Here is a 25073-nt window from a genome sequence, read left to right on the forward strand (position 1 = left end):
CTGTCACGCTTCCGGACGATCCAGTGCCGTGCTCCAGGAGTCCAATTGGAGCTTCATCCAATACCGGGTGTTCTCGATCAGCGAGGTATACACCGCGGCTGACATCAAGACACCCGGGTGATCGTCGAGCCACATGCTCACCGCGTGATCAAGGCGGCGGCGAAACTCGCGTTGGCGATCCTCGTCGTCGTCGAGTAGTCGTCGTGCCTCTTCCCAGGTGTAGCCGTCGCCACCAGGTACCGACTTCGGGGCGCCGGGAGGGTCGTTGACAGCTGTCTGCCGTGCGTTGTAGGCCGCAGCTCGTTTCTCCAGCAGCGCGGCTGGAACCCTTGCCTGCAGCACAGTTCGGAGTTCAGCAGGCAGATCGTCAATCCTCATCGACAACTCATTTCAACACGATGTTCTGCAGGGCCTTTTCGACGGGGGTAGCGGCTTCGCACATTTCCGACGTCCGCCGCGACCGTACCTTGACCTCAATCCGATTTACCGGCGGGAGGAGCTGCGGAGTCACAACCGAACGACACTGCATCTCCTGGCCATGACTGGCATGAACCGGGAAGATTGCCCCACTGCTGCGGCCGCGCTTGATCGGGGGTTATGCCCCCGACAGGTGACGGCAGATCCTCCAGGTTCACCGAATTTTCACTTCAACATGATGTTTTGTAAGACCTTCTCCACCAAGGGTGTTGCAGATTCGCATAGGCTGGGTTTCGCGCCGCCCTCGACAACAAGCTGGAGCTCGTAGCCGTCCGGCAAGTAAGAGGACGTCACGATCGCAGAGCAGTCCAGGTCGACGTCCCCGCCATCGGTCAGCGCGTACACCCAGCCCCCGCCACTAGGTATTGTGTATGTTCGGAGCACCGATTTTGCTTCATCCGGCGTCGAATCATGCAGCGGCCGCATCTCAATGCTTCCGCCCGCAGACCAATGACATGCTGGTAGATCGCGCCATTGGCGAGGGCGCGCTTCAAACGGGGTCCGGTTGCCAAGCACCGAACTCACATAGTCTGCATCCAAAATGTCACACATCGCATTCGGTGAGACCATGGGCGGCAACGATTCGTCAGCCCATGCTGTGGAAGAGGACGCCGGTTCATCCGGCTCGGATCCACACGAGCAACACATCATGACCGCCGCGCATGCCAGAACCCAAGCCGTCGCTACGTTCGTCATCTGCCATCCCGCCCAGCTTGCCAGCCTGTGAATGGCCATGAGAAAGTCCCCACTGGTGGCCAGATCGAGGTCCCCGGTGGTGGCCAGATAAAAGTCCCCGCCCTGTGTTCGACGTGTCGAACCTGGATTGGAAGCCCAGACGGTGACGGTGAAGGTGCCAACCGATCACCATCACCGCCTGGGAGTTCCATTGAAGACTGCGAGGGACCAAATGGACATCATTTCGACCTACCGCGATGTCGGTAGCTATCGTGGGACCGCTGAGATCTGCGGTACCACTCACAAGACCGTTAAGCGTGTGGTGGAGCGGTTCGAGGCCGGTCAGGCCGGCCTGAGGCCGCCGCCACGTAAACAGCGGGTCAGCAATTATGAATCGGTGGCCGATCTGGTCGCTGAGCGGGTCAGGAAGTCGCACGGCAAGACCACTGCGAAACGGTTGCTGCCGATCGCGCGGGCGGCCGGGTATACCGGCTCGGACCGCAACTTCCGGCGTCTGGTGTCGCGATCGAAGGCCCAGTGGCGGCGTAGCCAGTATTGGGGTCGCCGGCCGGCGGTGTGGACCCCGGGCGAGTATCTGGTGATCGATTGGGCCACCGTGGGTGGGCTGCACGTGTTCTGCGCGGTGCTGGCGTTCTCCCGCTGGCGGTTCGTTCGGTTCGCTACTGACGAAACAGTCACCACCACTTTGGGTTTCATCGCTCAAGCACTCGATGGGATCGGTGGGGTACCCCAGCGGGTGCTTGCGGATCGGATGGCGTGCCTCAAGGGTGGGGTGGTCGCCAACGTGGTCGTGCCGACCCCGACCTACATTCGGTTCGCCACCCATTACGGGTTCGCCCCCGATTTCTGCCACGGCGAGGACCCTGAGTCCAAGGGGATCGTGGAAAACCTGTGCGGCTATGTGCAATCGGATCTGGCCGAGCCGTTGTGGACCGAAGCGAAGATCGCCGCGGGCCGCGACGACATCGCCCTCGACGTGGGTGAGGCCAACCGCGCAGCCGTGGACTGGTGCGTGGAGGTCAACACCCGCCGCCACACCGACACCTGCATCGTTCCTGCCGAACAACTGTTGGTGGAGCGGGAAGTGTTGGCGCCGTTGCCATCTCTGCGCGCCGAGGTGGGCCCGCCACCGGTCACCCGTAAGGTCGACAAGCTCTCGTGTATCCGGTACGCCTCGGTGCGATACTCGGTGCCGACCCGGCTGGTCGGCACCACCGTAGGGCTGGTGCAGGAGGCGGGCCGGTTGCTGATCGTCGATGCCGCCGGTGAGGTGGTGGCAGATCACCAGCTGGGGACTCCCGGTGAGGTGGTACTCGACGATGCCCACTACGGTGGGGCGCGCAAACCTCCCAGCCGGTCGCCACGACCGAAAACTGTTACGGAGAAACAGTTTTGCGCGATAGGTGAGATCGCTGAGCAGTTCCTGGTGGGTGCGGCGGCAGCCGGTAACACCCGACTCGGCGGTGAGATCGACGAACTGTTGGCGATGCGGACCGCCCACGGTGGCGAGCAGTTCACCGCGGCACTGACCCGCGCGGTAGCGTTTCGGCGGTTCAAAGCCGCCGACGTGCGGTCGATCCTGGCCGCCGGGGCCGGTACACCCAATCCCCGCCCGGCCGGCGACGCGTTGGTCGCCGAACTGCCGCAGGCCCCCACGCGGGATCTGGGGCGCTACAAGATCACGGGCACCGACGAGGTGGTGTCATGAGTACCGAGGAATCGACGAAAGCTGTTGCCCCTGTCGAGATACCACCGCTTGCAGCAGATCTGGACATGGCGTTGCGCAGGTTGAAACTGGCCGCGATCCGCCGTATGGCACCCGAGGTGCTGCTGACTGCGAAAACTCAACGCTGGACCCCAGAGGAACTCATCCGCACCCTGGTCGAGGCCGAGATCGTCGCCCGCGATGCCTCCAACATCCGTAACCGGCTGAAAGCCGCCGGGTTCCCGGTCACCAAGACGTTAGAGAGTTTCGATGTGGCTGCCTCCTCGATTCCGGCCAACACCTTCGCCTACCTGGAATCGTTGGAATGGATACGCGCCCAACATAATCTGGCGATCGTCGGGCCCGCTGGGACCGGGAAATCCCACACCCTGATCGGGCTCGGAATCGCCGCGGTACACGCCGGGCACAAGGTCCGCTACTTCACCGCGGTCGATCTGGTCGAGACGCTTTACCGCGGGATGGCCGATAACACCGTCGGCAAGATGATCGAGACCCTGCTGCGCCAGGACCTCCTCATTGTGGACGAGATGGGGTTCGCTCCGCTCGACGACACCGGAACCCAGCTGTTGTTCCGGCTCGTCGCCGGCGCCTACGAACGCCGCTCGCTGGCCATCGCCAGCCACTGGCCGTTCGAGAAAGCGCACTTGTTCGCGCGAACGTGTGCGCACTGGCACCGAAACTGCACGGGTTCGGGTGTGGATCGTCAGGTGTGCTGCGGTAGTCGGTCTGGGTCGACGTGGTCGTTGAGGTAGATCAGCGCGCCTTCGGGTCGCATGCCGAAGGCCGCGGCGACGAGTTTCGGGTCGAGGGTGTTGACCAGATCGGCCAGGCGGGTGGTGCGCAGCAGCTTGGGCGACACGTCGCACGGGTCGAGCAAATGGGTCAGGTAGGCCTCGGAGGCGGGTCGTCGGTCGGCCTTGGTGCCGCGGGTGACGAGCAAGTGCGGGTTGTCGGTGTGCAGTCGGTCGCGGTGGGCCAGGCAGCGTTGCAGAGCGGCCCAGCTGACCGGGTCCAGTGGTACCGGGTGTGGTCGCTGCCCGAGCCGGATCGATCGAGCACCGTCGTCGATGTGATCGATCTGCAGTGTGCGTACTTCGCGGTTGGATGCGCCGTGCAACAGGGCCAGTAGCCCCATCAGGGCCTCATGGGGGTGGGTGTCGGTATCGGTGCTCCAGCGCCGAAACAGGTCCCGCTGGTGGTCGATCGTCAGGGTGGGGCCGCGAAACGCTCGGTAGCGTTTCGCGGATAGGCCGCTGGTGGGGTCGATGAGTAGCACGTGGCTGGTGTGGGCGAAGCGGAAGAATTGGCGTAGAACCGTCAGCCGGCGTGCTTGGTTGTTCGGTGAGGCGGCGAGAAACGCTTCGATGTCGGCAACCTCGACGAGAGCCCAATCCTGTTTGCCGCGTTGGGAATCGAGGAAGACCGCGAGATCTCGGACGATCGCCAACGCCGTCTCGATGGTGCGGTCGGCGCGGGGCCGGGTATGTGCCCGCCGCGCACGTTCGCGGGCACGGAGCATCGACTCGGCAAAATCTGCAGCTGCACAACGCATCCCGGGTGGTACGGCATCGATCCGTTTCTGCCGGCGGTCGGCGGCGAGTCGCTCGGGCTGGTCGGTGGCCATCGCCAGGCCGCGGTCAGTGAAGAACGTCTCCAGCGCGCGGGCCAGCGTTCCCATCGACCGGCCGGGCCGGCGGGCCCGCTCGAGCACACGCTGCGGATGGTTGGGGTGGTCGTCGTCGAGTAGCCGAGCCAGCGTGGTGATCAGTCCGCTTGCGCGAGCCGGGCAATGCCGGGCGGCCAGATACGCGACGAAGTCCTCGAGCCAGTCCGGCGGCTCGGCGAGCCGGGCGGCGAGGGTCTCGCCCCGCACGAACGGCCGGTCCGGGTTGCGCTGCCAGCAACGAGAACACAGGCCATGTCCGACGTGGCGACGGAGCTGGCCGCAGGACACACAGATCCGGGGCGGGTCCTTGGCCGGGCCCGGACGTGAGCACAGCCCGCACCACCCGGTCGAATCCCGCAGATAGCCGGGCTTGCCGCAACGCGGGCACAGCGACTTCGCGGCGGCGCGCTCGGCGCGTCTGCGGCACCCTCGACACAACGGCTCGTCACGAAATCGGGTCGGGTTGCCGCAGGCAGCGCAGCGGCGCGAGCACACCGCGCAGCGGCCGGTCGCCGCGAACAGCACCCGGTCACGGGCGCAGCCCGGGCATCGCTCCTTCGCCTGCTGCGCGCGTATCCGGCGGATACAGCGGCAGCAGTGCTCGCGGTCGCGGTATCCGACCGGGGCGCCACACTCGACGCAATCACGTTGCCGCTTACCCATTCCCGCGCTCCAGGTCGTGTGCTCACATCGGCGGCATCGACCGGCCCCGCACGGTGGCCGCCGGCTCGGAGCTGACCGGTCGGGCCGCCTCAGCGGGCTGCTCGACCGGCGCGGTGTCGATCTCGAACAGGTCATCGGGGGTGCACTGCAGTGCGGTGCACAGCGCGATCAGCGTCGACAACTTGACCTGGCTGGGTTCCTTGGTGAACAGCGCCGACACCGACGCCGCCGACATCTGCATCCCCGCTCGCTCCGCAAGCAACCGCCGCAACTCGGTCGCGGTCCACACCTCACGCTGGGCCGCCGCCATCCGCAACCGCCACCGGATCCTCATACCGTTGCGTCCTCCGCGTCCTCCGCGCCGAGCTCGGCCAACGTCGAGGTGACCGCACGCCGGTAGGCGTCCTCGATGAACGTCGCCGACGGACGCACATACCGCATCGTCGAGCCGACCGTCCAGTGACCCAGAAGCTGTTGTATTGCAACCAAATCCACGCCACGCTCGTAATTGTGCGTGGCGCACGCCCGGCGCAGCGCGTGCGGGCTGAACCGTTCCACCGCCGGCCGACCCTCCAACTCCATCAGATACCGCAGCCGGTTGCGGATCGTGCCACGATGCAACGCACCACCCGACTCGTCAGCGAACAGCACCACCGAGTCGGGAAACTTGGGCCGCACCTCGGCCAGAAACCAGCCCAACAACACGTCCAACCCATCGAGCATCGGTACCCACCGCGGCCGCGGACCCGACATATGCGCCCCCTTCCCGAACCGCACATGCAGCTTGCCGAACGGTCCCCGCCCGAAATGGACATCGGCGACCTCCAGTAACGACGCCTCCTCCGACCGTAGACCCGCGTGATACAGCGTCCGGAACATCGCGTAGTCCCGCGCCGCCGGCGCATACTTGCGGGCCGTGGCGATCCTGGACTTCAAGAACTCGAAGAACTCACCCACCCGTTCCGGACTCGGCGGCGGCGCGACCGCCGGCGAATCGTCCCCCACATGCCGCGACGCGTTGAACTCGTCGATCGGACACACCAACCGCACCCCGAACGCCGCCTCGATCTCGGCCGCCTTCCGGGTCTGCAAGAACCGATGGAACCCCTTGAAGATCTGCACGTACTCACGCCGCGTCGCCGCCGAGAGACCCGCCACCGCCAACTCCCCAACCACACGATCGACGTCCTCGCTGGTGACCTCCCACGCCGGACACCCCAACGCCGACAACGTCCGCTCCAACAACCCGACATCATTGTCGATCGTCACCGGACTGAACCCCCGCGCCCGCCACGACGCCACAAACGCATCCACGCATTGTTGTTGAAACACAGCAGGATCGGCCACGACCGGCTCGACCGGGACGGCGCCACCGGAAATCACCCGCAGACCCTCCATCGCCGGCACACCTTCTTCCCACTTAACTGGTTCAGGTAGCACCTAACATATCTCGATCCCACCTTGAAAACAGGGAGGACACGCAGAGCGCCCTAAAGCCCAGCTAGCAGCACATTTCCCCCGAGACGAACAAGTGCCAGCCCCATATCAGTGGGGCCGGTTCCTGCCCGAACACACCACCGCCGCCAGCATCCTCGACCGGCTACTGCACCACGCCACCACCGTCATCACCGACGGCGATTCCTACCGCATGACCCACCGAACGGAGGCGCCCCACCACTAAACCAACCTCACAGGGCGGGGACTTTTACCTGGCCACCAGCGGGGACATCAAACTGGCCGTTGACACCAGCCTCGATTGAGTTCTCCGAGGTCGTAGCCCTTCTTCTCGAAGTAGTGCTCCATTGCCTGCCCGAACTGGTCGTACGCGGTTACCGGATCCGACTTCACTCTGCCGATCTCGTCATACGTCATCAGGCGCGGACCAAGTTCGTGCCCATCGAGCGGTTCCGTTGTGATGTAGGTCTGCAGATGCGGATCGGTCGAGTCGAACCCTGGAGTAGTGTCGGACCCCTGAAGCAGCTGGTAGTACTGCCAGGCGAAACCACCCTTGTCCCGAATCGGTGCAGTGGGATCGCCTAGCTCCGGCACGCTCCCGAACAGCTCGCGGGCCAGTAGAGGCATACTGGAATCCATTGCCAGCCCGGCGAAATCTCCGACCACAGGGATCTGTTTCACTGCGAAACCCGCGCCCTCGCTGACCGAGGTGAACACAGCAGTCCTCTGCGCCGCGCGTTGCGCCTCATCGCCCATGCCGTACTCCAGGTAGTGATTCATGCCGTTTTGCGCAGCGGCGTCGATGCGGCCCGCCGCGGATGCGTAGGCGAATATGTCGTCCGGGTGTGTCGCAGCCATCCCGTAGAGCTGCGAGACCGACGCATAGGCGGCTTCGTTGAACGGGACTGCAGAACTCTCGTACTGGTCCATCGCGGCGAAAACATTGCGAAACTCCTCGACGCTCAGCGAGTTGAATCCTCGCGTATCGAGGTGGCTATAGTCGACGCCACCCATGTGGGGTACGTAGTTGCCAAGGACCGCTGCTGTTGACTGGGTTAGATTCTCGTTCAGCCCGAAAGGGTGCGCGCCAAGGTACTTCGCGATCCCTTCGGCTGACTCGCCGGACATCGTCGCCATGTGCTCGTCAGGTGCCACAGCGTTGTCATTGATTCCGTCGATCACCGCTTTCATGCCATCATCGTGCCCTCCCCAGTCATTTCCCATCAGGGCGGCAACCATCTCGTCGCGCTTCCAATTCGCGCCACCAAGACCGTCCGCATTGTTCATCGCAGCTTGCGCATACCTGCCGTCCCCCAACGCATCCGCCACCGCCGGATGATCCTGCGCGGCGGCGCCGAGCAACGCCGACGCAACCCGATCCGGTTCTTGCCCGGCGGCCCAGTCGGCGCCGTCAGCGTTGTCGTGCTGAGCAATCTCGGCGGCCAGACGAATGCAGTCTCGGTTGACGTCGCTGCCCACGTCTTTGGCTCCGGGCTCACCGTGGCTCATGAATCCGGCGAAGTCCTCGAGGTCTGCTGCTCGCGGAATTGCGTTGCGAGAACCCGCGACCTGACTGATCGGATTCGACGTCAACAGACTCCGAACGTCGGTCGGGAGCATCTCGATTCCACCGTGCTGTCCGCCTTCGGCCCGCATGTAGTTGGGTGAACCCATGAGGCGCACTGAATCGGCCAACGACCCCCGGAGCAAGTCCTGCTGCTGCGGAGAGAGGTTGTCACCGATCTGGTCCAGGTCTTCAGCGGGGTAGCCGTCGAGTCCTTGCATCAGCGACTTGAGGTAGTCGAATTCTCCGTCGGGTATCGACGCTGGGAGCCCCGCCTTCATCGCCGAAAGTTGCTCGGGCGTAAGGTTATTGGCAGCCGCGATCCGGGCCAGCTGAGCCGGGGTGAGCTTACCGTGCCTCAAGGCTTCCGCGTCAGCCTGGCCGTTCTGAGTGGTCAAACCCGCGGTCATCGGGGCGAAGGCATCGATGTCACCCTTGGCCTCGCGAATGGTGTTGGCACAGTTCTCCGCGTCGACACCGAGTTGCCGCGCCAGGTCGGTCAATCTGATCGTTTCGTTGATGGCATGCTGCTCACGTTGCCGTCGTATCGCCTCGATCTCGGCAAGGGCCTCTGGGTCCTCCCCGGCGAGCAGTCGGGCAAAACCATAGTTGACGTCGTCGGTGACCTTCCAGTCGTCGGCGACGACATAGCTGTCACCTTCGAGCGCTTGTGCTCCCTGAACCAGATTGTCGCGGTGCGGCGCCATCGCGGCGGCGCCAGCGGTGAGCGCGGTCCGCAGTTTCCCGATCGCTGTGGACAATCGACCGAATGCGGCCGTCTCGGAGTCCGCATGTGCCATCGCGCCTCGGCGTCCATCACCCGACCAATCGAGATCCCGGATCGTGTTCGCCATCGAGCGTCCGTTATTCGAGATGGCGTCGGCGGGCGCCTGGAGGCCGGCGCCGATTCCCGCCAATCGCTCAGGATGCCAGCTCGCGACCAACGCACGAGGTGGTGTGTCGGCCACTATTTCGCCTCTGACGGTGGCTGGTTCAGCGCTCCGGAGTTCGCGATCGATCGCGCCGCCGCCTCGTCCGTGCCCGTGTAGGTGTTCGCTGCGGCACCGAGTAGGTTGCCGGTCTGCTGTATGTGACCAGACACGGTCATGACGGCTTTCTCGATGCACAGTCCCAGCCCTGACGCTGCGCTTGCGACCGGCGAGCCGGGCATCGCCTCAGCTGCGCCGTCCGGCGATGGCGTGGCTTGCGCTTCGGTCACTGCCCGCGAAAACCCGTACAGCGATCCCGACGCGCTACAAAGGTCGTCCGGCGTCACCTCTGCTGCCATGTCACCCCCCGATGTGCAGCACTGTGTGCGAATCCAACCTAGCAAAAGCCCCGAATCGGACGCCGTCAACGTCGGCCAGATGAATGACTCCTATGATCATGGGAAGAACAGGCCGGAGTATCACCAATTACTGCGATGACCTTTGCTGGTTCATAGCAATAGCGTCGAGATCACGGCACACCGCGTGCCCCGACTCATCGCTTCAGGAAGGTCTCGCCGATGTCCATTGGCCTCACGCGCGACAAACGCTCCCCAGCCGGGGACGCCGAAGTCGCGCCTCATATGCCCGCCCCCGTCGACGAGCGGGTCGGCTTCGGCCGGTCGGTCTCGCTCGGCTTCCAACACGTCCTGGTGATGTACGCCGGTGTGGTCGCGGTGCCACTCATCTTCGCCCAAACCATGGGCTTGTCCGCATCGCAGACGATCACCCTGCTGAACATCAACCTGATCATCGGCGGCGTCGGCACTCTCATCCAGACCCTCGGCATCTGGCGATTCGGGGCCCGCTTCCCGCTCGTACAGGGCGCGTCCTTCATCGGATTGGCTCCGTCGCTGCTGATCGGGCAGGACTACGGCCTGCAGTATGTGTTCGGCTCGGTTGTCGCCGCGGGTCTGATCACCCTCGTGGCGGCACCGCTCCTCGGGCAGGTGCTCCGACTGTTCCCACCGGTGGTCATCGGCAGTGTGATCACCATCGTCGGCATCTCACTCATGCCCGCCGCAGCCGGCTGGTTCGGTGGAGGTCAGGACAGTCCCGACTTCGGTTCGGCCGCCAACCTGGCCCTCGGCGCTGCGACCGTCGTACTGATTGTCGGTCTCTACGCCCTCACCCGGGGTGTCTGGCGAAACCTGTCGATCCTGGTCACCCTGTTGGTGGGCACGGTCGTCGCGCTCGCCTTCGGCATGACCGACTTCGGTGAGGTCGGTTCCGCGTCGTGGGTGGGTCTGTCGAACCCCTTCGAACTCGGCGCACCGAAGTTCGCTGTGGTCCCCGTCCTGGTGATGACGCTCTCGATGTTGGTCATCGTTGCGGAAACCACCGGCAACATGCTGGCGATCGGCCGGATGGCCGAGACCGAGGTGACCCCACCCCGACTCGCCGGCGCATTCCGCGGCGACGGACTCTCGACCGCGATCGGCGGCATCTTCCACGGTTTCCCACTCAACGCGTTCAGCCAGAACTCGGGTCTGATCGCGATGACCGGGGTCCGCAGCCGGTTCGTCGTCGCAACCGGCGGCATCCTGATGGTGCTCATGGGTCTCCTGCCGAAGCTCGGTGCGATCGTGGCCGCCATCCCGCCATCGGTTCTCGGCGGCGCCGCGATCGTCATGTTCGGCATGACCACGGCCGCCGGTGTCCAGGAGCTCGCCCGAGTGCGCTTCGAGGGAACCAACAACGCTCTCGTCGTCGCGGTGGCGATCAGTGTCGGTGTGCTGCCGATGGCGGCGCCCACGCTGTTCGAGCGCTTCGACGGTCCGCTCGGCATGATCCTGTCGTCGGGAATCCTATTGGGCACAGCGGCCGCGGTCGTGCTGAACCTCGTCTGCAACCTGCGCGGGGACGCACCGTCGCACCCCGTCAGCGGCACGCCGAACACGACACCGCACAACGCAACCGACGATCTCGAAGTGGCCCGCTGAGCGGCCACTCCCCCATCACCATCAACTCTCGAGGAGACACCATGTCCGCACCTGTCGCAGAAACTACGATCATGACCCCTGCCGACCTCGATCACCTGCGCGCGGCCATCGCCCTGGCAGCCGAGGCGCGCGCCGACGGCCGCCACCCGTTTGCCGCACTGGTCGTCGACGGCACGGGGCAGCGCATCGCGACGGCGATGAACAACTCCCGGCCGCCGACCGGCGACCCGACCCAGCATGCGGAACTGTGCGCCGTCGCCGAGGCGGCCCGCAAGATCGCGCCCGAGCAGCTCGCCGCCGCAACCCTTTACACCAGCGCCGAGCCGTGTGCGATGTGCGCCGGCGCGGTGTACTGGACCGGGGTCGGGCGAGTCGTGTACGCGCTCAGCGAGACCCGTCTGCTCGAGCTCACCGGGGACAACCCCGAGAACCCGACATTCGCGCTGCCGTGCCGTGAGGTGTTCGCCCGGGGGCAGCGACAGATCGAGGTGTGTGGTCCGATATTGGAGGACGAGGCCGCCGAGGCACACATCGGGTTCTGGCGGTGACCGAAGGACGTGATTCGATGACCCCCTTCCGCGCAGCATGCGCGTAGCGGACCTGATCGACCTCGGGCTCCGTCCCCTCGCAGTGGACGACCCGGGGTTCGATCGCGTTCTGCGTTGGGTGTACACGACGGATCTCCCGGATCCACGCCCGTTCATCTACGGCGGCGAGCTCGTGTTGACCTCTGAGGGCTGGTACGACGGGACCGTCGACAGCTGCCGACGGTTCGTCGGGGCCCTCGTCGATCGTGCCGCAGCGGCACTCGTCGTCGGCGACATCCTGCACGGGAAGGTGCCCGAGCCGATCATCGAGATCGCGCGAAGCGGGGGCCTCCCACTACTGTTCGCACCCGCCGAGGTCTCGTACAACGCACTGTCGCAAGAGGTGACCCAACGAATCTCCGCCGATCGACACAACGAGGCCACCGCGACGGCCGGTGAATACCGACAGCTGATCACGGCCCTCGTGACCGGCCACAGTTCTGCGGAACTGTTGACCGTGACGGCTCGACAGAGCGGGCTCCAGGCCTGCGCCATGAGTGCGGTGGGCCGTGTCATCGCCAGCTCTTCCGACCATCGCCCACTGTCGCCCGGTGACCGGGATACGATCATTCGAAAGACCCTTGCCGCCGTTCGCCTTCCGCTGGTCGTCACGTTGACGGACCGTACCGCCACGATCTCCGCGGTGGGTCGCCGAACCGCGCGCGCCGGTTATCTCGTGGTGGACGGTGACATCGACGACTGGAAGGCGCGCCAGCGGCGCATCATCGACGAGACAACCGAACTGCTGTCGCTGTCCATGCTCGCCGACGCCGAACGGTTCTGGCAGGGCCAGGCCGCCCAGCAGGTGTGGGCGCGGATGCTCGCCGACGACTCGACATCGGACGGTCGGGTCCGGGAGCGTCTGCGGCAGGCGGGAATCGATGTCCGACAACCAACGGTGGTGGTCTCGCTGACGGCCGCCGACGCACATCGGGACGGGACCATCGCAGCCGATCTCGTCGTCACCACGATCGGCACCCCCGAAGCCGCGCTGGTACTGAGCCAACAGGAACCGGAACGGTCGATGACGGTGTTCCTCCCTTGGGAGGGCGAGGTCGTCCAATTCGCCGAGAAACTGGAGGATCGTGCCCGCAGACTCACTGCGGCGCTGGCGGGGTCGACCATCAGAGCGGGTGTCGCCGCGATCGAAGGCTCCGTACGGTCTGCCCTGGAGGCAGCGCGGGAGGCGCGACGCCTCGCCGCCGCCCAGGGCGGCGACTTCGCGGTCGCCACCGCTCGCGACATCGACACCTACGCAGGGCTGTTGGCGCAAGTGCCGGCACAGCGCAGGGCCGCGTTCCGTACTCGAGTGCTCGGCGGGGTACTCGACGACCCGTCGAGCGCCGAACATCTCCGCACGCTCGAGGCCTTTCTCCGACACAACGGCTCCTGGCAGCGGGCCGCCGACGAGTTGCACATCCACGTCAGCACACTGCATTACCGAATCGGCAGAATCGAATCGCTGCTCGGCCGAAATCTCGCCGCGCTTCCCGATCGCGTGGACTGCTACCTCGCACTGCAGATCACGGATGCCGCCGACGACTGAGCGCTGACGACCAAGCGCCGACCGCCTGTCAGGTCCCTCAGGCTTGAGCGATCTCCGCGTGCCGGACCCGCAGATCCTTCTTCAGGATCTTGCCGCTCGGGTTCTTCGGCAGCGCATCGGCGATGACGACATACTTCGGGCGCTTGTAGGCGGCCAGCACCCCGGCAACATGCTCGGAGACCTGTTCCTCGGTGAGCGCCGTATCAGGCTTCGGTACCACGACGGCAGTCACCGCTTCGATCCACTTCGGGTGCGGCACACCGAACACCGCGACCTCGGCGACACCGTCGAGCAGGTAGATGGCCTCCTCGACCTCGCGTGAGGCGACGTTCTCCCCGCCGGTCTTGATCATGTCCTTCTTGCGGTCGACCACCGACAGGTAGCCGTCGGCGTCGATGATGCCGAGGTCGCCGGAGTGGAACCAGCCGTTGCGGAATGCGGCCGCGGTCTTGTCCTCGTCGTTGTAGTAGCCGAGACAAGTGTGTGGGCTGCGGTGCACGATCTCGCCCACCTCGCCGGTCGGGACCGGGTTGTCCTCGTCGTCGACGACTCGCGTCTCGACGTTGAGTGCGGCCCGGCCGGCCGACCCCGCACGCTCGATCTGTTCGTGGGGCAGCAGGATCGTTGCGAGCGGCGACATCTCGGTCTGCCCATAGAAGTTCCACAACGAGACGTCGGGCAGACGCCGCGACATCTCCCGCAGCACCTCGACCGGCATCGGTGAGGCGCCGTAGTAGCCCTTGCGCAACGACGACAGATCGCGGCGGTCGAAATCCGGGTGCCGCAGCAAGGAGATCCACACCGTCGGTGGGCAGAACAGCTTGGTCACCCGCTGCGATTCAATGGTCGCGAGGATCGCCGCCGGGTCGGGGCCGGGCAGGATGATGCTGGTCGCACCGAGATAGACGTCGACCGACAGAAAGCAGTCCAGTTGCGCGCAGTGGAACAGCGGCAGCGAGTGGACCTCCACGTCGTCTCCGCTCATCCCACCGTCGATGATGCACGAGACATACTGGGTGATCAGCGATTTCGACGACAGCAGCACACCCTTCGGACGAGATTCGGTGCCCGAGGTGTACATCAGGCGCAGCGGGTCGTCGTCGGCGACGATCGCATTCGGCGACGTGACGTCTCCGGTGAGCATCCAGTCGTCGACGGTCTCCCAGCCACTTTCGGCGGCCGGGCCGCCCATCGCGATGAACCCACGGGCGACGTCGGTGAGGCCCGACAGCTCCATCGCCTTGGCGACCGTCGGCACCAGCGCATCCTCGGCCACCACCGCACCGGCACCCGAATGCTCGAGGATGAACGCGATCTCCTCGGACCCCAAGCCGAAGTTCACCGGCACGAGGACCACACCGAGCCGGGCGGTCGCATAGTGCAGGACCGCGAACTGCCAGCTGTTGTGGCTCACCAGCGCCAGCCGGTCCCCCTTCACCAGGCCACGGTCCGTCAGCGCGTTGGCACAGCGGTTCACCGCATCGTCGAACTCGGCGAAAGTCAGTGTCCGATCGCCGTTGATGATCGCCACCTTGTTCGGCACCCGCAGCGCGGTTCGTCGCAGCAGGTCACCCAGGGTGTGCTGCCGTGCGGTGTCGATCGCCGCAGTCGTGTGATCCGAGAACTGCCCTGCCATGTCCTGCCCTTCGCCACGTACACCGTCCGGTATGTACCGATGAACGATACGTGTTCCACCTCACAGCGAACGACGGAACCCGGCGGACTCGGGTCAGCCCAGGTGGCCGGCCTCCGCATGCTCGGCGAGTTGGCCGGTGAGCTCGCGGGCGTAATCGAGTTGGCGGGCCAGTTTGACGCAGGCCTGCTCGGCGCGCGTGTGGAACTCCCCCAACGTCGCGCGCGCGGCCCGCACCTCGTCCGCAGCGCTGTCCTGATCGGCGAGGATGTCCTGCGCGGCGAGGAGTTGGCGCATGTCGTCGAGGGTGAAGCCGAGCGGCTTCATCCGGCGGATGGTCAGCAGGCGGTCGATGTCGCTGCGGGTGTAGAGCCGGAATCCGCCGGCGGATCGCGCCGACGGCACGACGAGGCCGACTTCGTCGTAGTGGCGGATCGTCTTGATCGACAGCTCGGTTTCGGCGGCGACCTCGCCGATCTGGAGATGTTCGGCGTCAGCGTTGTTGTCGGTCGTCACGAGTTGCTTCTTTGTCGTTGTCGGATGTTGTTGGGGCACAACGGTCTCGGTCCCTGAGGAGCGAGCTGGCGAGCGTCACCACCCGATCCCTGAGGAGCGAGCTGGCGAGCGTCACCACCCGATCCCTGAGGAGCGAGCTGGCGAGCGTCACCACCCGATCCCTGAGGAGCGAGCTGGCGAGCGCTCCCCATCGATCCCTGAGGAGCGAGCTGGCGAGCGTCACGAAGGGCCCTTCGTGACGCATCCTCGCAAGCTCGGAGGCTCCTCAGGGACCGGGGGTCGCAAGCTCGGAGGCTCCTCAGGGACCGAGGGCGGCACGCTCGGAGGCTCCTCAGGGACCGAGGGCGGCACGCTCGGAGGCTCCTCAGGGACCGAAGCTGGGTCACAATCGCCCCTCAGTGCCCGGCCAGATGCCCGCTGAGCCGCTCATGACGTTCGGCACTGTTGTCGTTGAGTCCGGTGATGGTGACGTTCTTGCCCTTGGCCTCGTATTTCGTGGTGATGGCGTCCAAGGTGGCCACGCTGGAGGCGTCCCACACGTGGGACTCGCTCATGTCGATGATGACGTTGACCGGGTCGCCGACATAGTCGAACTGGTAGATCAGGTCGTTGCTGGACGCGAAGAAGAGCTCGCCACGAACCGCGTAAACGGTGGTGTCCTCATCCGGATGAGCGATCTGCACGACCTCGGTCATGTGCGCGACACGGCGCGCGAAGAGCACCATCGCGGTGATCACGCCGACGATGACACCGTAGGCGAGGTTGTTGGTGGCGACGGTGACGACGACGGTCGCGAGCATGACGGTGGTCTCGCTCTTGGGCATGCGCCGCAACGTCTTCGGGTTGATGCTGTGCCAGTCCATGGTGCCGACCGAGACCATGATCATCACCGCCACCAGTGCCGCCATGGGGATCAGCGCGACGATGTCGCCCAACCCCACCACCAGGATCAGCAGGAAGACACCGGCCAGGAACGTGGAGATGCGGGTCCGCGCGCCGGAGACCTTCACGTTGATCATCGTCTGCCCGATCATCGCGCAGCCGCCCATGCCGCCGAAGAAGCCGGTCACGATGTTGGCCACGCCCTGGCCGACGGCCTCGCGGGACTTGTTCGAGTGGGTGTCGGTGATGTCGTCGACGAACTTGGCGGTCATCAGCGATTCGAGCAGGCCGACGAGCGCCATCGTGAAGGCATACGGCGCGATGATCGTGAAGGTGTGCCAGGTGAACGGGACGTCGGGGATCAGCAGCGACGGCAGGCTGTCGGGCAGTTTGCCCTCGTCGCCGACATTCGGCAGCGAGAACCCACACGCCACCGTGACCGCCGTCAGCAGCACGATCGCCACCAGCGGTGCCGGGATGACGGAGGTGATCTTGGGCAGCGCGACGATGATCGCGAGGCCCACCGCGACCATCGGGTACACCAGCCACGGCACCCCGATCAGGTGCGGAAGCTGAGCGGAGAAGATCAAGATCGCCAGGGCGTTGACGAAGCCGACCATCACGCTGCGCGGCACGAAGCGCATCAGCTTCGCCACCCCGATACCGCCGAGAATCATCTGGATGACACCGGCAAGGATGACAGCGGCGATCAGATAGTCCAGGCCATGGCTTTTCACCAGCGGCGCCACCACCAGCGCCACCGCGCCGGTCGCCGCCGAGATCATCGCCGGCCGACCACCGACGATCGCGATCGTGACGGCCATCGTGAACGACGCGAACAGCCCGACCCGCGGGTCCACGCCGGCGATGATCGAGAACGAGATCGCCTCCGGGATCAACGCGAGTGCGACCACGAGACCGGCGAGCACTTCGGTGCGCAGCCTGCGGGGCGATCGGAACGCCGCGAGTACCGACTGCTCCTGCTGCGGGGATACGGCAGTCGTGGTCATCAAGCTCCTTCGGACACCGCACGTCCGCGCGGAATCAGTCGGCGACGTCGCCGACAAAGACATCGGGCGCCGACGCTTCATTGCGTCGAGCGCGAAAGACATAGCCTCGAAGCCGATTCACATCGTCTCCAGGATGGCGCGGAGCATCGATGCGTACGGTCGGGCGCAGCCCCGAACTCTACCCTTACGGGAGGGTAGAGTGACAAATCCCGGGGGCCGCCTGTGGCCTATGACACAACCAGGCGAGGGAGATGGGTCAGCGCGGCAGGATGCCGTCGAGCACGATCGATAGATATTGGGCCGCGATGTCGTCGGCAGACAAGGCGCCACCGGGCCGGTACCACCGAACCGCCACCCACACGGTGTCACGCAGGAACCGGTAGGCCAGCTCGACGTCGAGATCGGCGCGGAACTCGCCGTCGTCGACCCCGCGCCGCAGCACCGCGTGCCAGAGCTGTCGGAACTCGGTGTTGAGTTCACCGATGTAGGCGAAGCGATCCTGCGTGGCCAGCCGCTTGGCTTCGTCCTGGTAGATCGCGACGGCGTTGCGCTGCGCGTCGATCGATTCGAACGACGCCACGACCAGTCCACGAAGGGTTTCCGCGGCGCTCAGACCGGCCGCGGCGATTTCCCGGTAGCGGGCGAACAGGTCGTCGAGAAAGCCGCGCAGGATCTCGTCGACCATCGATTCTTTGGAGTCGAAATGGTGATAGAGACTGCCGGACAAGATACCGGCGGCGTCGGCGATGTCGCGTACTGTGGTCGACCGCAAGCCCTGCTCGGCGAACATCTTGCCGGCCGTGGTCAGCAGTTCATCGCGCCTGGTGGAGCTGGAGACGGTGCCGCGGGGAGCCATTGGTCCACCCTAGCAAGCGCTTGGCCGGGTCCGCGGCGTGCGAACCCGGCCAAGCTGGGCGAACCCAGTGAGAGAATCGAGGAGAACCTGCGTCAGCTCTTCTTGAGCTTCTTGATCGCGCGCTTGTTCAGCCGCGTCCACAGCTTGAGCTGACCGTCGGTCATCTTCTTGTCGCGGGCGGTGAACGGCGGCGACATCATCTCTGCGATCGACATCGGCAGCGTCGACACGGTGACCGCGCGGGCGTGACTGAAGGTCTCGAAGCCGAAGCGGCCGTGATAGTTGCCCATGCCGCTCTTGCCGACACCACCGAACGGCAGACCACCACTGAACAGGTGGGTGGCGAAGTCGTTGGCGTTCACCGACCCGCTGCGGGTGCTGTCGATCAGCGTCGCGAAGTTCTCGTTGTCGTCGCCGGACCAGTACATCGTCAGCGGATGCGGGTGACTGCTGATGTGGCTGATCGCCTCCGACAGCTCTCGGTACGGGTAGACCGTCAGCACCGGTCCGAAGACCTCGTCCTCCTCGATCTTCATGCCGGCCTTGACCCCGGTCAGCAGCGTCGGCGCGATCTTGCGGGCGTCGGCGTCGGGCAGCGACTCGCCCGCCGGGACGACCTGATGCTTGGTGGCACCGAGCTGTTCGGCGTCCTCGATGAGCCCGACGATGCGGTTGTAGTTCTTCTCGTTGATCGTCGCCGTGTACTCGGTGTTGGAGCGGATGGTGGGGAACTTGTCCTTCCAGCGCGCGATGACCTTGTCGGTGAACTCGCCCACCTTGGCCTCCGGCACGAAGACATAGTCCGGGCACAGGCAGACCTGACCGCCGTTGACCATCCGGGCGTCGGCGAGGAACTTCGCGGCCTTGTCGATGTCGGCGTCGATGTCGACCACGGCCGGGTTCTTGCCCCCGAGTTCGAGGGTGACGGGCACCAGGTTCTTGGCGGCCTCGACCGCCACCGATGCGCCGACCTCCGGCGATCCGGTGAAGAACATGTGGTCGACCTTGAGCTTGGCGAAGTCCGAACCCGAGCCGTGTTTGCTGGTGATGACGGCGAGTTCCTCGACGGAGAAGTAGTCCGGCGCGTGCTTGGCGATCACGTCGGTGGTGCGCGCGGTGATCGACGACGGGCGCATCAGCACCCGGTTGCCGGCGGCGAAAGCCGAGCCGGCCGGAACGAAGGTCAGCTGCAGCGGAAAGTTCCAGGGACCCATGATGCCGACGACTCCGAGCGGGTCGTGGCGCAGGCGCTGCTTGAATCCGGCCAGGCCCTGCCCCTTGGCGACGTTGACCTCCTTCATCCACTTCTCGGCATGACGCCGCTGGTGGGTGAGGTCGATCATGCATCCGACGACGTCGGCGGCGACGGACAGCTCACGCGGGCGGCTGCCGAAATCGGCTTCGAGGGCCTCGGCGATCTCGTCGGCATTGTCGAGGAGCAACGACGACAGTCGGGTGATCCGATCGATCCGCGTTTTGGCATCGGGGATGCCGTCACGCAGGAACGCGGCGCGCTGGATCTCCAGCAGCTCGGTCATCGTGTGGGCTTCCGACGACACCCGTTCGGCCGTCGCCTTCGTCACCTCTGCTGGTTTGGTCATGTGAGATCCTCCGACTCGTACCTGTGGTCACGTGGTCGCCCATGAGACGAACACCCACGTTTGTTCCACCATAGTATGCGTCAGATCACACCGTTCTGGCTACATGGGTTTTCAGATGGTGGTTCGAGTGCTTCGCGCCGCTCGGGACCTTTCGCCTCCGCTGATTTTCGCCTCCGCAGCCTTTCGCGACCCGGCCTTTCGCGACCTTTCGCGACCCGGCCTTGCGTGCCGAGGGAACCCTGTTTTTCGCCGAGAGAACCCAGGATTTCGGGAGAGCAACCACCAGTTGAGCGGGGTGGCTGGGTTCTCTCGGCCTCCGTGCGGAGCGTTCGCGCGTTAGGTCTAGATCCGTTCGATGATGGTGACGTTCGCGGTACCGCCGCCTTCGCACATGGTTTGCAGGCCGTAGCGGCCGCCGGTGCGTTCCAACTCATTGAGCAGGGTCGCGAACAGTTTCGCGCCGGTGGCGCCGAGCGGGTGGCCGAGCGCGATGGCGCCGCCGTTGCGGTTGACCTTTGCCGGGTCGGCGCCGGTCTCCTTCAGCCACGCGAGCACCACCGAGGCGAATGCTTCGTTGATCTCGACGACGTCGATGTCATCGATCGACAGGCCGGCCTTGCCGAGCGCGTACTTCGTCGCCGGGATCGGCGCCGACAGCATCATCACCGGATCATCGCCGCGGACCGACATGTGATGGATGCGGGCTCGTGGGGTCAGGCCGTACTCCTTGAGCGCGCTCTCGGAGACGACGAGGGTGGCCGAGGCACCGTCGGAGATCTGCGATGACACGGCCGCCGTCAGGCGCGAACCCTCGGCCAGTGGCGCGAGGCCGGCCATCTTCTCCATCGACGTCTCGCGTGGGCACTCGTCGACGACACAGTCGCCGAGCGGCACGTTCTCCTTGTCGAACCGCCCTTCGGCGATCGCGGCGCGGGCGCGCTCGTGCGACTGCAATGCCCAGCGCTCCATGTCCTCGCGGCTGATGTCCCACCGCTGCGCCATCATGTCGGCACCATTGAACTGGGAGATCGGTGCATCGCCGAAGCGCTCGCGCCAGCCCGCGGATTCTGCTGTGGGCGTGGTGAATCCGAGTTCCTGCCCGGCGATCATCGCTTGGGAGATCGGGATCGCGCTCATGTTCTGCACGCCGCCGGCGACCACGACGTCCTGTGTTCCGCTCATCACGCCCTGCGCGGCGAAGTGGATGGCCTGCTGCGACGATCCGCACTGGCGGTCCACGGTGGTGCCGGGGATGTCGAGTGGGAGTCCGGCGGCCAGCCACGCGGTGCGGGCGATGTTGCCGGCCTGCGGGCCGATCGCATCGACACAGCCGAACACCACGTCGTCGACGACATTCGGGTCGATGCCGGTGCGTTCGACGAGCGCCGAGAGGACGTGGGCACCGAGATCGGCGGGGTGCGTCTTCGCCAACGATCCGTTGCGCTTACCGACCGGGGTGCGGATGGCGTCGACGATGTAAGCCTGCGGTGTGGTCATGGTCAATTCTCCGATTCTGTTGTCAGGCACGCTGGCTGGAGATCGAGACGACCTCGCCGGTGAGATAGGTGGTGTAGTCGCTGGCCAGCATTGCGATGGTGGCGGCGACCTCCCAGACCTCGGCCGCCCGGCCGTAGGCCTCGCGCGAGGCGAGTTCGTCGAGGAGTTCATCGCTGGTGACCTTGGCGAGGAACGGATGCTTGGCGATCGACGGTGCGATCGCGTTGATCCGTACGCCGAACTCGGCGGCCTCCACGGCGGAGCACCGGGTCAGGGCCATCACACCCGCTTTCGCGGCCGCGTAATGGGCCTGGCCGCGCTGCGCCCGCCAGCCGAGTACGGAGGCGTTGTTCACGATGACGCCGCCGTGTTCGACGGCGCGGAAGTAACGCAGCGCAGCGCGGGTGGCACGGAAGGTCCCGTTGAGGGTGATGTCGAGCACCCGGTCCCATTCTTCGTCGGTCATGTCGGCCACGGGAGTCTCGCCACCGAGGCCGGCGTTGTTGACCAATACGTCGATGCGGCCGAGTTCGCCTGCCGCAGCGGCAATCAGGGCGTCGACCTGTTCGGACTCCTGCACGTTGCAGACGATCTGACCGACGGTCTGGTCGGCAAACTCCGACGCGAGTCTCTCCTGCGCCTCGCCGAGCCGACGCTCATGCCAGTCGCTGATCACCACGTCCGCGCCCTCCATGAGGGCACGGCGGGCCGTCGCGAAGCCGATGCCGGTGCCCGCGGCGGCGGTCACCACCACCTTGCGGCCGAGGAGAAGCCCGTGGCCGGGAGTCTCCTGCGGTGGGGTGGCCAGTGGCGAGCGCTTCTGGTCCACCGTCGTCCCCGTCATCGTCGTCCCCGTCATCGTCGCATCCGTCACTGTCGGGCCTCTCGCGGTAGGCCGAGCACCCGCTCGGCGATGATGTTGCGTTGCACCTCGTTCGAGCCGCCATAGATGGTGTCCGCGCGGGTGAACAGGAAGAGTCGCTGCCATTCGTCGAGCTCGACGTGGTCCGGATCGGTGATGTCGTTCTCGGCACCTTCTGCGGTGTGGGTCGGCCCGTACAGCGAGACGGCGCCGACCACGGCCATCGCAAGCTCACCGAGGTCGCGATGCCAATTGGCCCACAACAGCTTCGACACCGACGCCGCACCGGCCGCGGCGTCGAAGGGCCCACTCGCTCCGTTCCCGGCAGACACGATGTCGCCGGCAAGTGTGCGCTGCGCGTTCGCCCGCATAACCTTGAGCCCGACCCATGCGCGGGTGATCCGCGACGCGATCTCCGGGTTACGCCCCGCACCATTGGCTTTCGCGATCTCGACGAGATTGTCGAGCTCGCGTTCGAAGCCCACCTGCTGACCGAGTGTGGAGACCCCGCGCTCGAACTGCAGCAGACCCATCGCGACCGTCCAGCCCTCCCCCGGTTCGCCGACGATGAGGTCGGCGTCGGTCACGGCATCGTCGAAGAAGACCTCGTTGAACTCCGATGTGCCGGTCAGCTGTTGGATGGGCCGGACGGTGACACCGGGCTGGTCGATCGGGACGAGCAGGAAGCTGAGGCCCTTGTGCCGCGTGGAGCCCTTTTCGGTTCGGGCGATCACGAAGCACCATTGCGCGACATGCGCCAGGGAGGTCCACACCTTCTGCCCGTTGATGATCCACTTGTCACCGTCGAGCCGGGCAGCAGTGGAGACCCCGGCAAGGTCCGACCCGGCGCCGGGCTCCGAATAGCCCTGAGCCCAGAGTTCGGTGACGTCGACGATGCCGGGCAGGAACCTCTGCTTCTGCTCCTCGGTGCCGTACTCGATGAGCGTCGGCCCGAGCAGTTCTTCGCCCAGATGGTTCACACGGGCAGGTGCGTTCGCCCGGGCGTACTCCTGGTGGAAGATGATCCGCTGTTCCAGGGTGGCGCCGCGTCCGCCGTAGCGGGTCGGCCAGCCGAGGCAGGTCCAGCCCGCATTCGCCAGGTGTCGATCCCAGGCGAGTCGGTCGTCGAAGAACTCGTGCTCGCTGCCGGGACCGCCACGGCCCTTCAGGTGCGCGAACTCGCCGGCGAGGTTCTCGTCGAGCCACGCCCGGACAGCTATGGCGAACTGTTCGGCGGCATCGGGCACCGTCTTCGCCCATTCGCCGAGGTCGACAGACCGATCGGCCAGGTTGATCGAGGTCATGGTCGCTAGCTTAGCGCACCAAGCAAGTGCTAGGTTGGGGGCATGGAGGCGATCCTGACGACCCCGGCTGCCCTGCGCCGGGCCGCACAGACCTGGCCCGACCGAACTGCCATCGTCGACGAGCAATGGACATCGTCGTCACACCCGCAGGTCACTCTCACCTGGTCGGAGTTCGCCGATGCCGTGTGCACCTTCGCGGCTGCCCTGATCGCGTCCGGGATCAACGCCGGCGACCGGGTCGCGATCTGGTCACCCAACAGCTACCACTGGCCGATCGCCGCACTGGGCGCCCAGTATGCGGGCGCCGCCGTGGTGCCGTTGAACAGTCGCTACACCGCAGGCGAAGCCGTCGAGATCATCACGCGGTCGGATGCGCGCGCGGTGGTGGCGTCCGGCGAGTTCCTCGGCGTCGACCACCTGGCGGACCTCATGCGCGATCACGCCGACGCGATGCCCGACGTCGTGGTCGGCGTGACGTTGAACGGCTCGGCCGCGGTTCCGGAGGGTGCCGACGAATGGTCGGTCTTCATCGACCGCGCCACCGACGCCACCAGTGACGAGGCCGAGTGTCGTGCGGATGCGGTATCCCCCGAGGACATCTCGGACATCCTGTTCACGTCGGGAACCACCGGGAAGTCGAAAGGTGTGCTGGCCGAACACCAGCAGACGATGGCCGGTTCGTACGCGTGGGGTTCGAACGGTCGCCTGTCCCCCGACGACCGCTACCTGATGGTCAACCCGTACTTCCACACCTTCGGCTACAAGGCCGGCATCCTGCCCTGCACGCTGTTCGGGGTGACCATGCTGCCGCTGGCCGTCTATTCCCCGGCTGAGGCGATGAAGCTCGCCGAAGCGCAGCGTGCGACGGTCTTCCCGGGCGCGCCGACGATCTTCCAGACCATCCTCGACGACCCCGCCCGCGCTGATCACGATCTGTCGTCGCTGCGGCTGGTGGTCACCGGCGCGGCCATCGTTCCGGTGGTGCTCATCGAACGACTGCAGAGCGACCTCGGCGTCGAGACCGTGGTCACCGCGTACGGGCTCACCGAGGCCAGCGGATTCGTCTCGACCTGCACTCCTGACGACGATGACGAGACCGTTGCGAACACCTGCGGTCGTGCGTTCGAGGGCATGGAGATCACGCTGTCGGAGCAGGGCGAGGTGTTGGCGCGCGGCAAGATGGTGATGCGCGGCTACCTCGACGACGAGACCGCGACCAAGGAGACCATCGACGCCGACGGATGGCTGCACACCGGCGACATCGGCACCATCGATGAGCGCGGCAACCTGAAGATCACCGACCGACTCAAGGACATGTACATCTGCGGCGGGTTCAACGTCTATCCGGCGGAGATCGAGCAGACCCTCGCGCGCCTCGACGGCGTCATCGAGTCGGCCGTGATCGGGGTACCCGACGAGCGTCTCGGCGAGGTGGGACGGGCCTATCTCACGGTGCGCGACGGGGTGCCGCTCGACGAGGCCACGGTGATCGCCTACTGCAAGGAGCACCTGGCGAACTTCAAGGTGCCGCGGTCGGTGGTGGTCCTCGATGCGTTCCCCCGCAACGCGGCCGGCAAGATCCTCAAACGCAATCTCGCCTGAC

General features: G+C 65.7%; 22 protein-coding genes and 1 pseudogene. 8 read left to right on the top strand and 15 right to left on the bottom strand.

The features are described from left to right. Positions 1–3: 3 nt before the first annotated feature. Entirely contained in the window at positions 4–378 is a 375-nt protein-coding gene (locus ACVT6V_RS28135; protein ID WP_489897338.1) for a hypothetical protein, read from the bottom strand. A gap of 264 nt (positions 379–642) precedes the next feature. Then, positions 643–1047: a hypothetical protein gene (locus tag ACVT6V_RS28140; protein WP_489897339.1), complete on the bottom strand. Its 405-nt coding sequence runs from the start codon at positions 1045–1047 to the stop codon at positions 643–645. Between ACVT6V_RS28140 and ACVT6V_RS28145 the strand changes: the two genes are divergently transcribed. From ACVT6V_RS28145 to ACVT6V_RS28155, 3 genes are all read left to right on the top strand, one after another. Next, positions 1046–1204, top strand: a complete 159-nt coding sequence (locus ACVT6V_RS28145; protein ID WP_489897340.1) for a hypothetical protein — start codon at positions 1046–1048, stop codon at positions 1202–1204. The two genes, ACVT6V_RS28140 and ACVT6V_RS28145, sit on opposite strands and share 2 nt — an antisense overlap. Positions 1205–1363: 159 nt before the next feature. Continuing rightward, complete coding sequence (gene istA, locus ACVT6V_RS28150; RefSeq protein WP_489897341.1) at positions 1364–2881, top strand: IS21 family transposase; 1518 nt, start codon at positions 1364–1366, stop codon at positions 2879–2881. Continuing rightward, positions 2878–3651, top strand: a complete 774-nt coding sequence (locus ACVT6V_RS28155; RefSeq protein WP_489897342.1) for an ATP-binding protein — start codon at positions 2878–2880, stop codon at positions 3649–3651. The genes istA and ACVT6V_RS28155 overlap by 4 nt, the downstream gene beginning before the upstream one ends. On the opposite strand, the gene ACVT6V_RS28160 is transcribed toward ACVT6V_RS28155, so the two are convergent. The 3 genes from ACVT6V_RS28160 to ACVT6V_RS28170 are packed head-to-tail and all read right to left on the bottom strand — an operon-like array spanning position 3603 to position 6626. Further along, entirely contained in the window at positions 3603–5228 is a 1626-nt protein-coding gene (locus ACVT6V_RS28160; RefSeq protein WP_489897343.1) for a tyrosine-type recombinase/integrase, read from the bottom strand. The two genes, ACVT6V_RS28155 and ACVT6V_RS28160, sit on opposite strands and share 49 nt — an antisense overlap. Before the next feature lie 22 nt (positions 5229–5250). Then, positions 5251–5562: a helix-turn-helix domain-containing protein gene (locus ACVT6V_RS28165; protein WP_489895640.1), complete on the bottom strand. Its 312-nt coding sequence runs from the start codon at positions 5560–5562 to the stop codon at positions 5251–5253. Beyond that, a complete protein-coding gene (locus tag ACVT6V_RS28170) occupies positions 5559–6626 on the bottom strand; it encodes a tyrosine-type recombinase/integrase (protein WP_489895637.1) in 1068 nt (355 codons plus the stop codon). The genes ACVT6V_RS28165 and ACVT6V_RS28170 overlap by 4 nt, the downstream gene beginning before the upstream one ends. Positions 6627–6702: 76 nt before the next feature. Between ACVT6V_RS28170 and ACVT6V_RS28175 the strand changes: the two are divergent. Next, positions 6703–6909: pseudogene (locus ACVT6V_RS28175) on the top strand (ATP-binding protein); the annotation flags it as partial. A 47-nt stretch (positions 6910–6956) separates the two neighbouring features. Here the strand turns inward: ACVT6V_RS28175 and ACVT6V_RS28180 are convergent. Together ACVT6V_RS28180 and ACVT6V_RS28185 are read right to left on the bottom strand one after the other, a co-directional pair. Beyond that, positions 6957–8954: a TPR repeat domain-containing protein gene (locus tag ACVT6V_RS28180; protein WP_489897344.1), complete on the bottom strand. Its 1998-nt coding sequence runs from the start codon at positions 8952–8954 to the stop codon at positions 6957–6959. Positions 8955–9214: 260 nt separating this feature from the next. Beyond that, a complete protein-coding gene (locus ACVT6V_RS28185; RefSeq protein WP_489897345.1) occupies positions 9215–9355 on the bottom strand; it encodes a hypothetical protein in 141 nt (46 codons plus the stop codon). Positions 9356–9754: 399 nt separating this feature from the next. On the opposite strand from ACVT6V_RS28185, the gene ACVT6V_RS28190 reads away from it, so the two are divergent. The 3 genes from ACVT6V_RS28190 to ACVT6V_RS28200 are packed head-to-tail and all read left to right on the top strand — an operon-like array spanning position 9755 to position 13309. Then, positions 9755–11176: a nucleobase:cation symporter-2 family protein gene (locus tag ACVT6V_RS28190; protein ID WP_489897346.1), complete on the top strand. Its 1422-nt coding sequence runs from the start codon at positions 9755–9757 to the stop codon at positions 11174–11176. A gap of 41 nt (positions 11177–11217) precedes the next feature. Next, positions 11218–11724, top strand: coding sequence for a nucleoside deaminase (locus tag ACVT6V_RS28195; RefSeq protein ID WP_489897347.1), 507 nt, complete (start codon positions 11218–11220; stop codon positions 11722–11724). Between the two features lie 37 nt (positions 11725–11761). Continuing rightward, on the top strand, positions 11762–13309 hold the full coding sequence (locus tag ACVT6V_RS28200; protein WP_489897348.1) for a PucR family transcriptional regulator: 1548 nt from the start codon (positions 11762–11764) through the stop codon (positions 13307–13309). A 37-nt stretch (positions 13310–13346) separates the two neighbouring features. Here the strand turns inward: ACVT6V_RS28200 and ACVT6V_RS28205 are convergent, their stop codons facing one another. The 8 genes from ACVT6V_RS28205 to ACVT6V_RS28240 all read right to left on the bottom strand — a co-directional run bounded on the left by ACVT6V_RS28205 (position 13347) and on the right by ACVT6V_RS28240 (position 23470). Continuing rightward, a complete protein-coding gene (locus ACVT6V_RS28205; RefSeq protein WP_489897349.1) occupies positions 13347–14945 on the bottom strand; it encodes an acyl-CoA synthetase in 1599 nt (532 codons plus the stop codon). Between the two features lie 93 nt (positions 14946–15038). Next, positions 15039–15458: a MerR family transcriptional regulator gene (locus ACVT6V_RS28210; protein WP_489897350.1), complete on the bottom strand. Its 420-nt coding sequence runs from the start codon at positions 15456–15458 to the stop codon at positions 15039–15041. Positions 15459–15853: 395 nt separating this feature from the next. Then, positions 15854–17350, bottom strand: a complete 1497-nt coding sequence (locus ACVT6V_RS28215) for a SulP family inorganic anion transporter (protein WP_489897351.1) — start codon at positions 17348–17350, stop codon at positions 15854–15856. A 256-nt stretch (positions 17351–17606) separates the two neighbouring features. Beyond that, positions 17607–18206 carry a TetR/AcrR family transcriptional regulator gene (locus tag ACVT6V_RS28220; RefSeq protein WP_489897352.1) on the bottom strand — a complete coding sequence of 200 codons (600 nt, stop codon included), beginning with the start codon at positions 18204–18206 and terminating at the stop codon, positions 17607–17609. 92 nt (positions 18207–18298) lie between these two features. After that, on the bottom strand, positions 18299–19807 hold the full coding sequence (locus tag ACVT6V_RS28225; RefSeq protein WP_489897353.1) for an aldehyde dehydrogenase family protein: 1509 nt from the start codon (positions 19805–19807) through the stop codon (positions 18299–18301). Positions 19808–20149: 342 nt separating this feature from the next. Next, positions 20150–21304 (bottom strand): acetyl-CoA C-acetyltransferase, encoded by a 1155-nt coding sequence (locus ACVT6V_RS28230; RefSeq protein WP_489897354.1) that lies wholly within the window; start codon positions 21302–21304, stop codon positions 20150–20152. 22 nt (positions 21305–21326) lie between these two features. Beyond that, the gene (locus ACVT6V_RS28235) at positions 21327–22148 is read right to left on the bottom strand and encodes an SDR family oxidoreductase (RefSeq protein WP_489901052.1); all 822 of its coding nucleotides are present in this window, start codon (positions 22146–22148) and stop codon (positions 21327–21329) included. Positions 22149–22174: 26 nt separating this feature from the next. Next, entirely contained in the window at positions 22175–23470 is a 1296-nt protein-coding gene (locus ACVT6V_RS28240; protein ID WP_489897355.1) for an acyl-CoA dehydrogenase family protein, read from the bottom strand. A gap of 42 nt (positions 23471–23512) precedes the next feature. Here ACVT6V_RS28240 and ACVT6V_RS28245 point away from each other — a divergent pair, with 42 nt between their 5' ends. Then, complete coding sequence (locus ACVT6V_RS28245) at positions 23513–25072, top strand: FadD3 family acyl-CoA ligase (RefSeq protein WP_489897356.1); 1560 nt, start codon at positions 23513–23515, stop codon at positions 25070–25072. The last annotated feature ends 1 nt before the right edge of the window (position 25073 follow it).

It is taken from the genome of Gordonia sp. LMA167 (genome assembly GCF_058130025.1).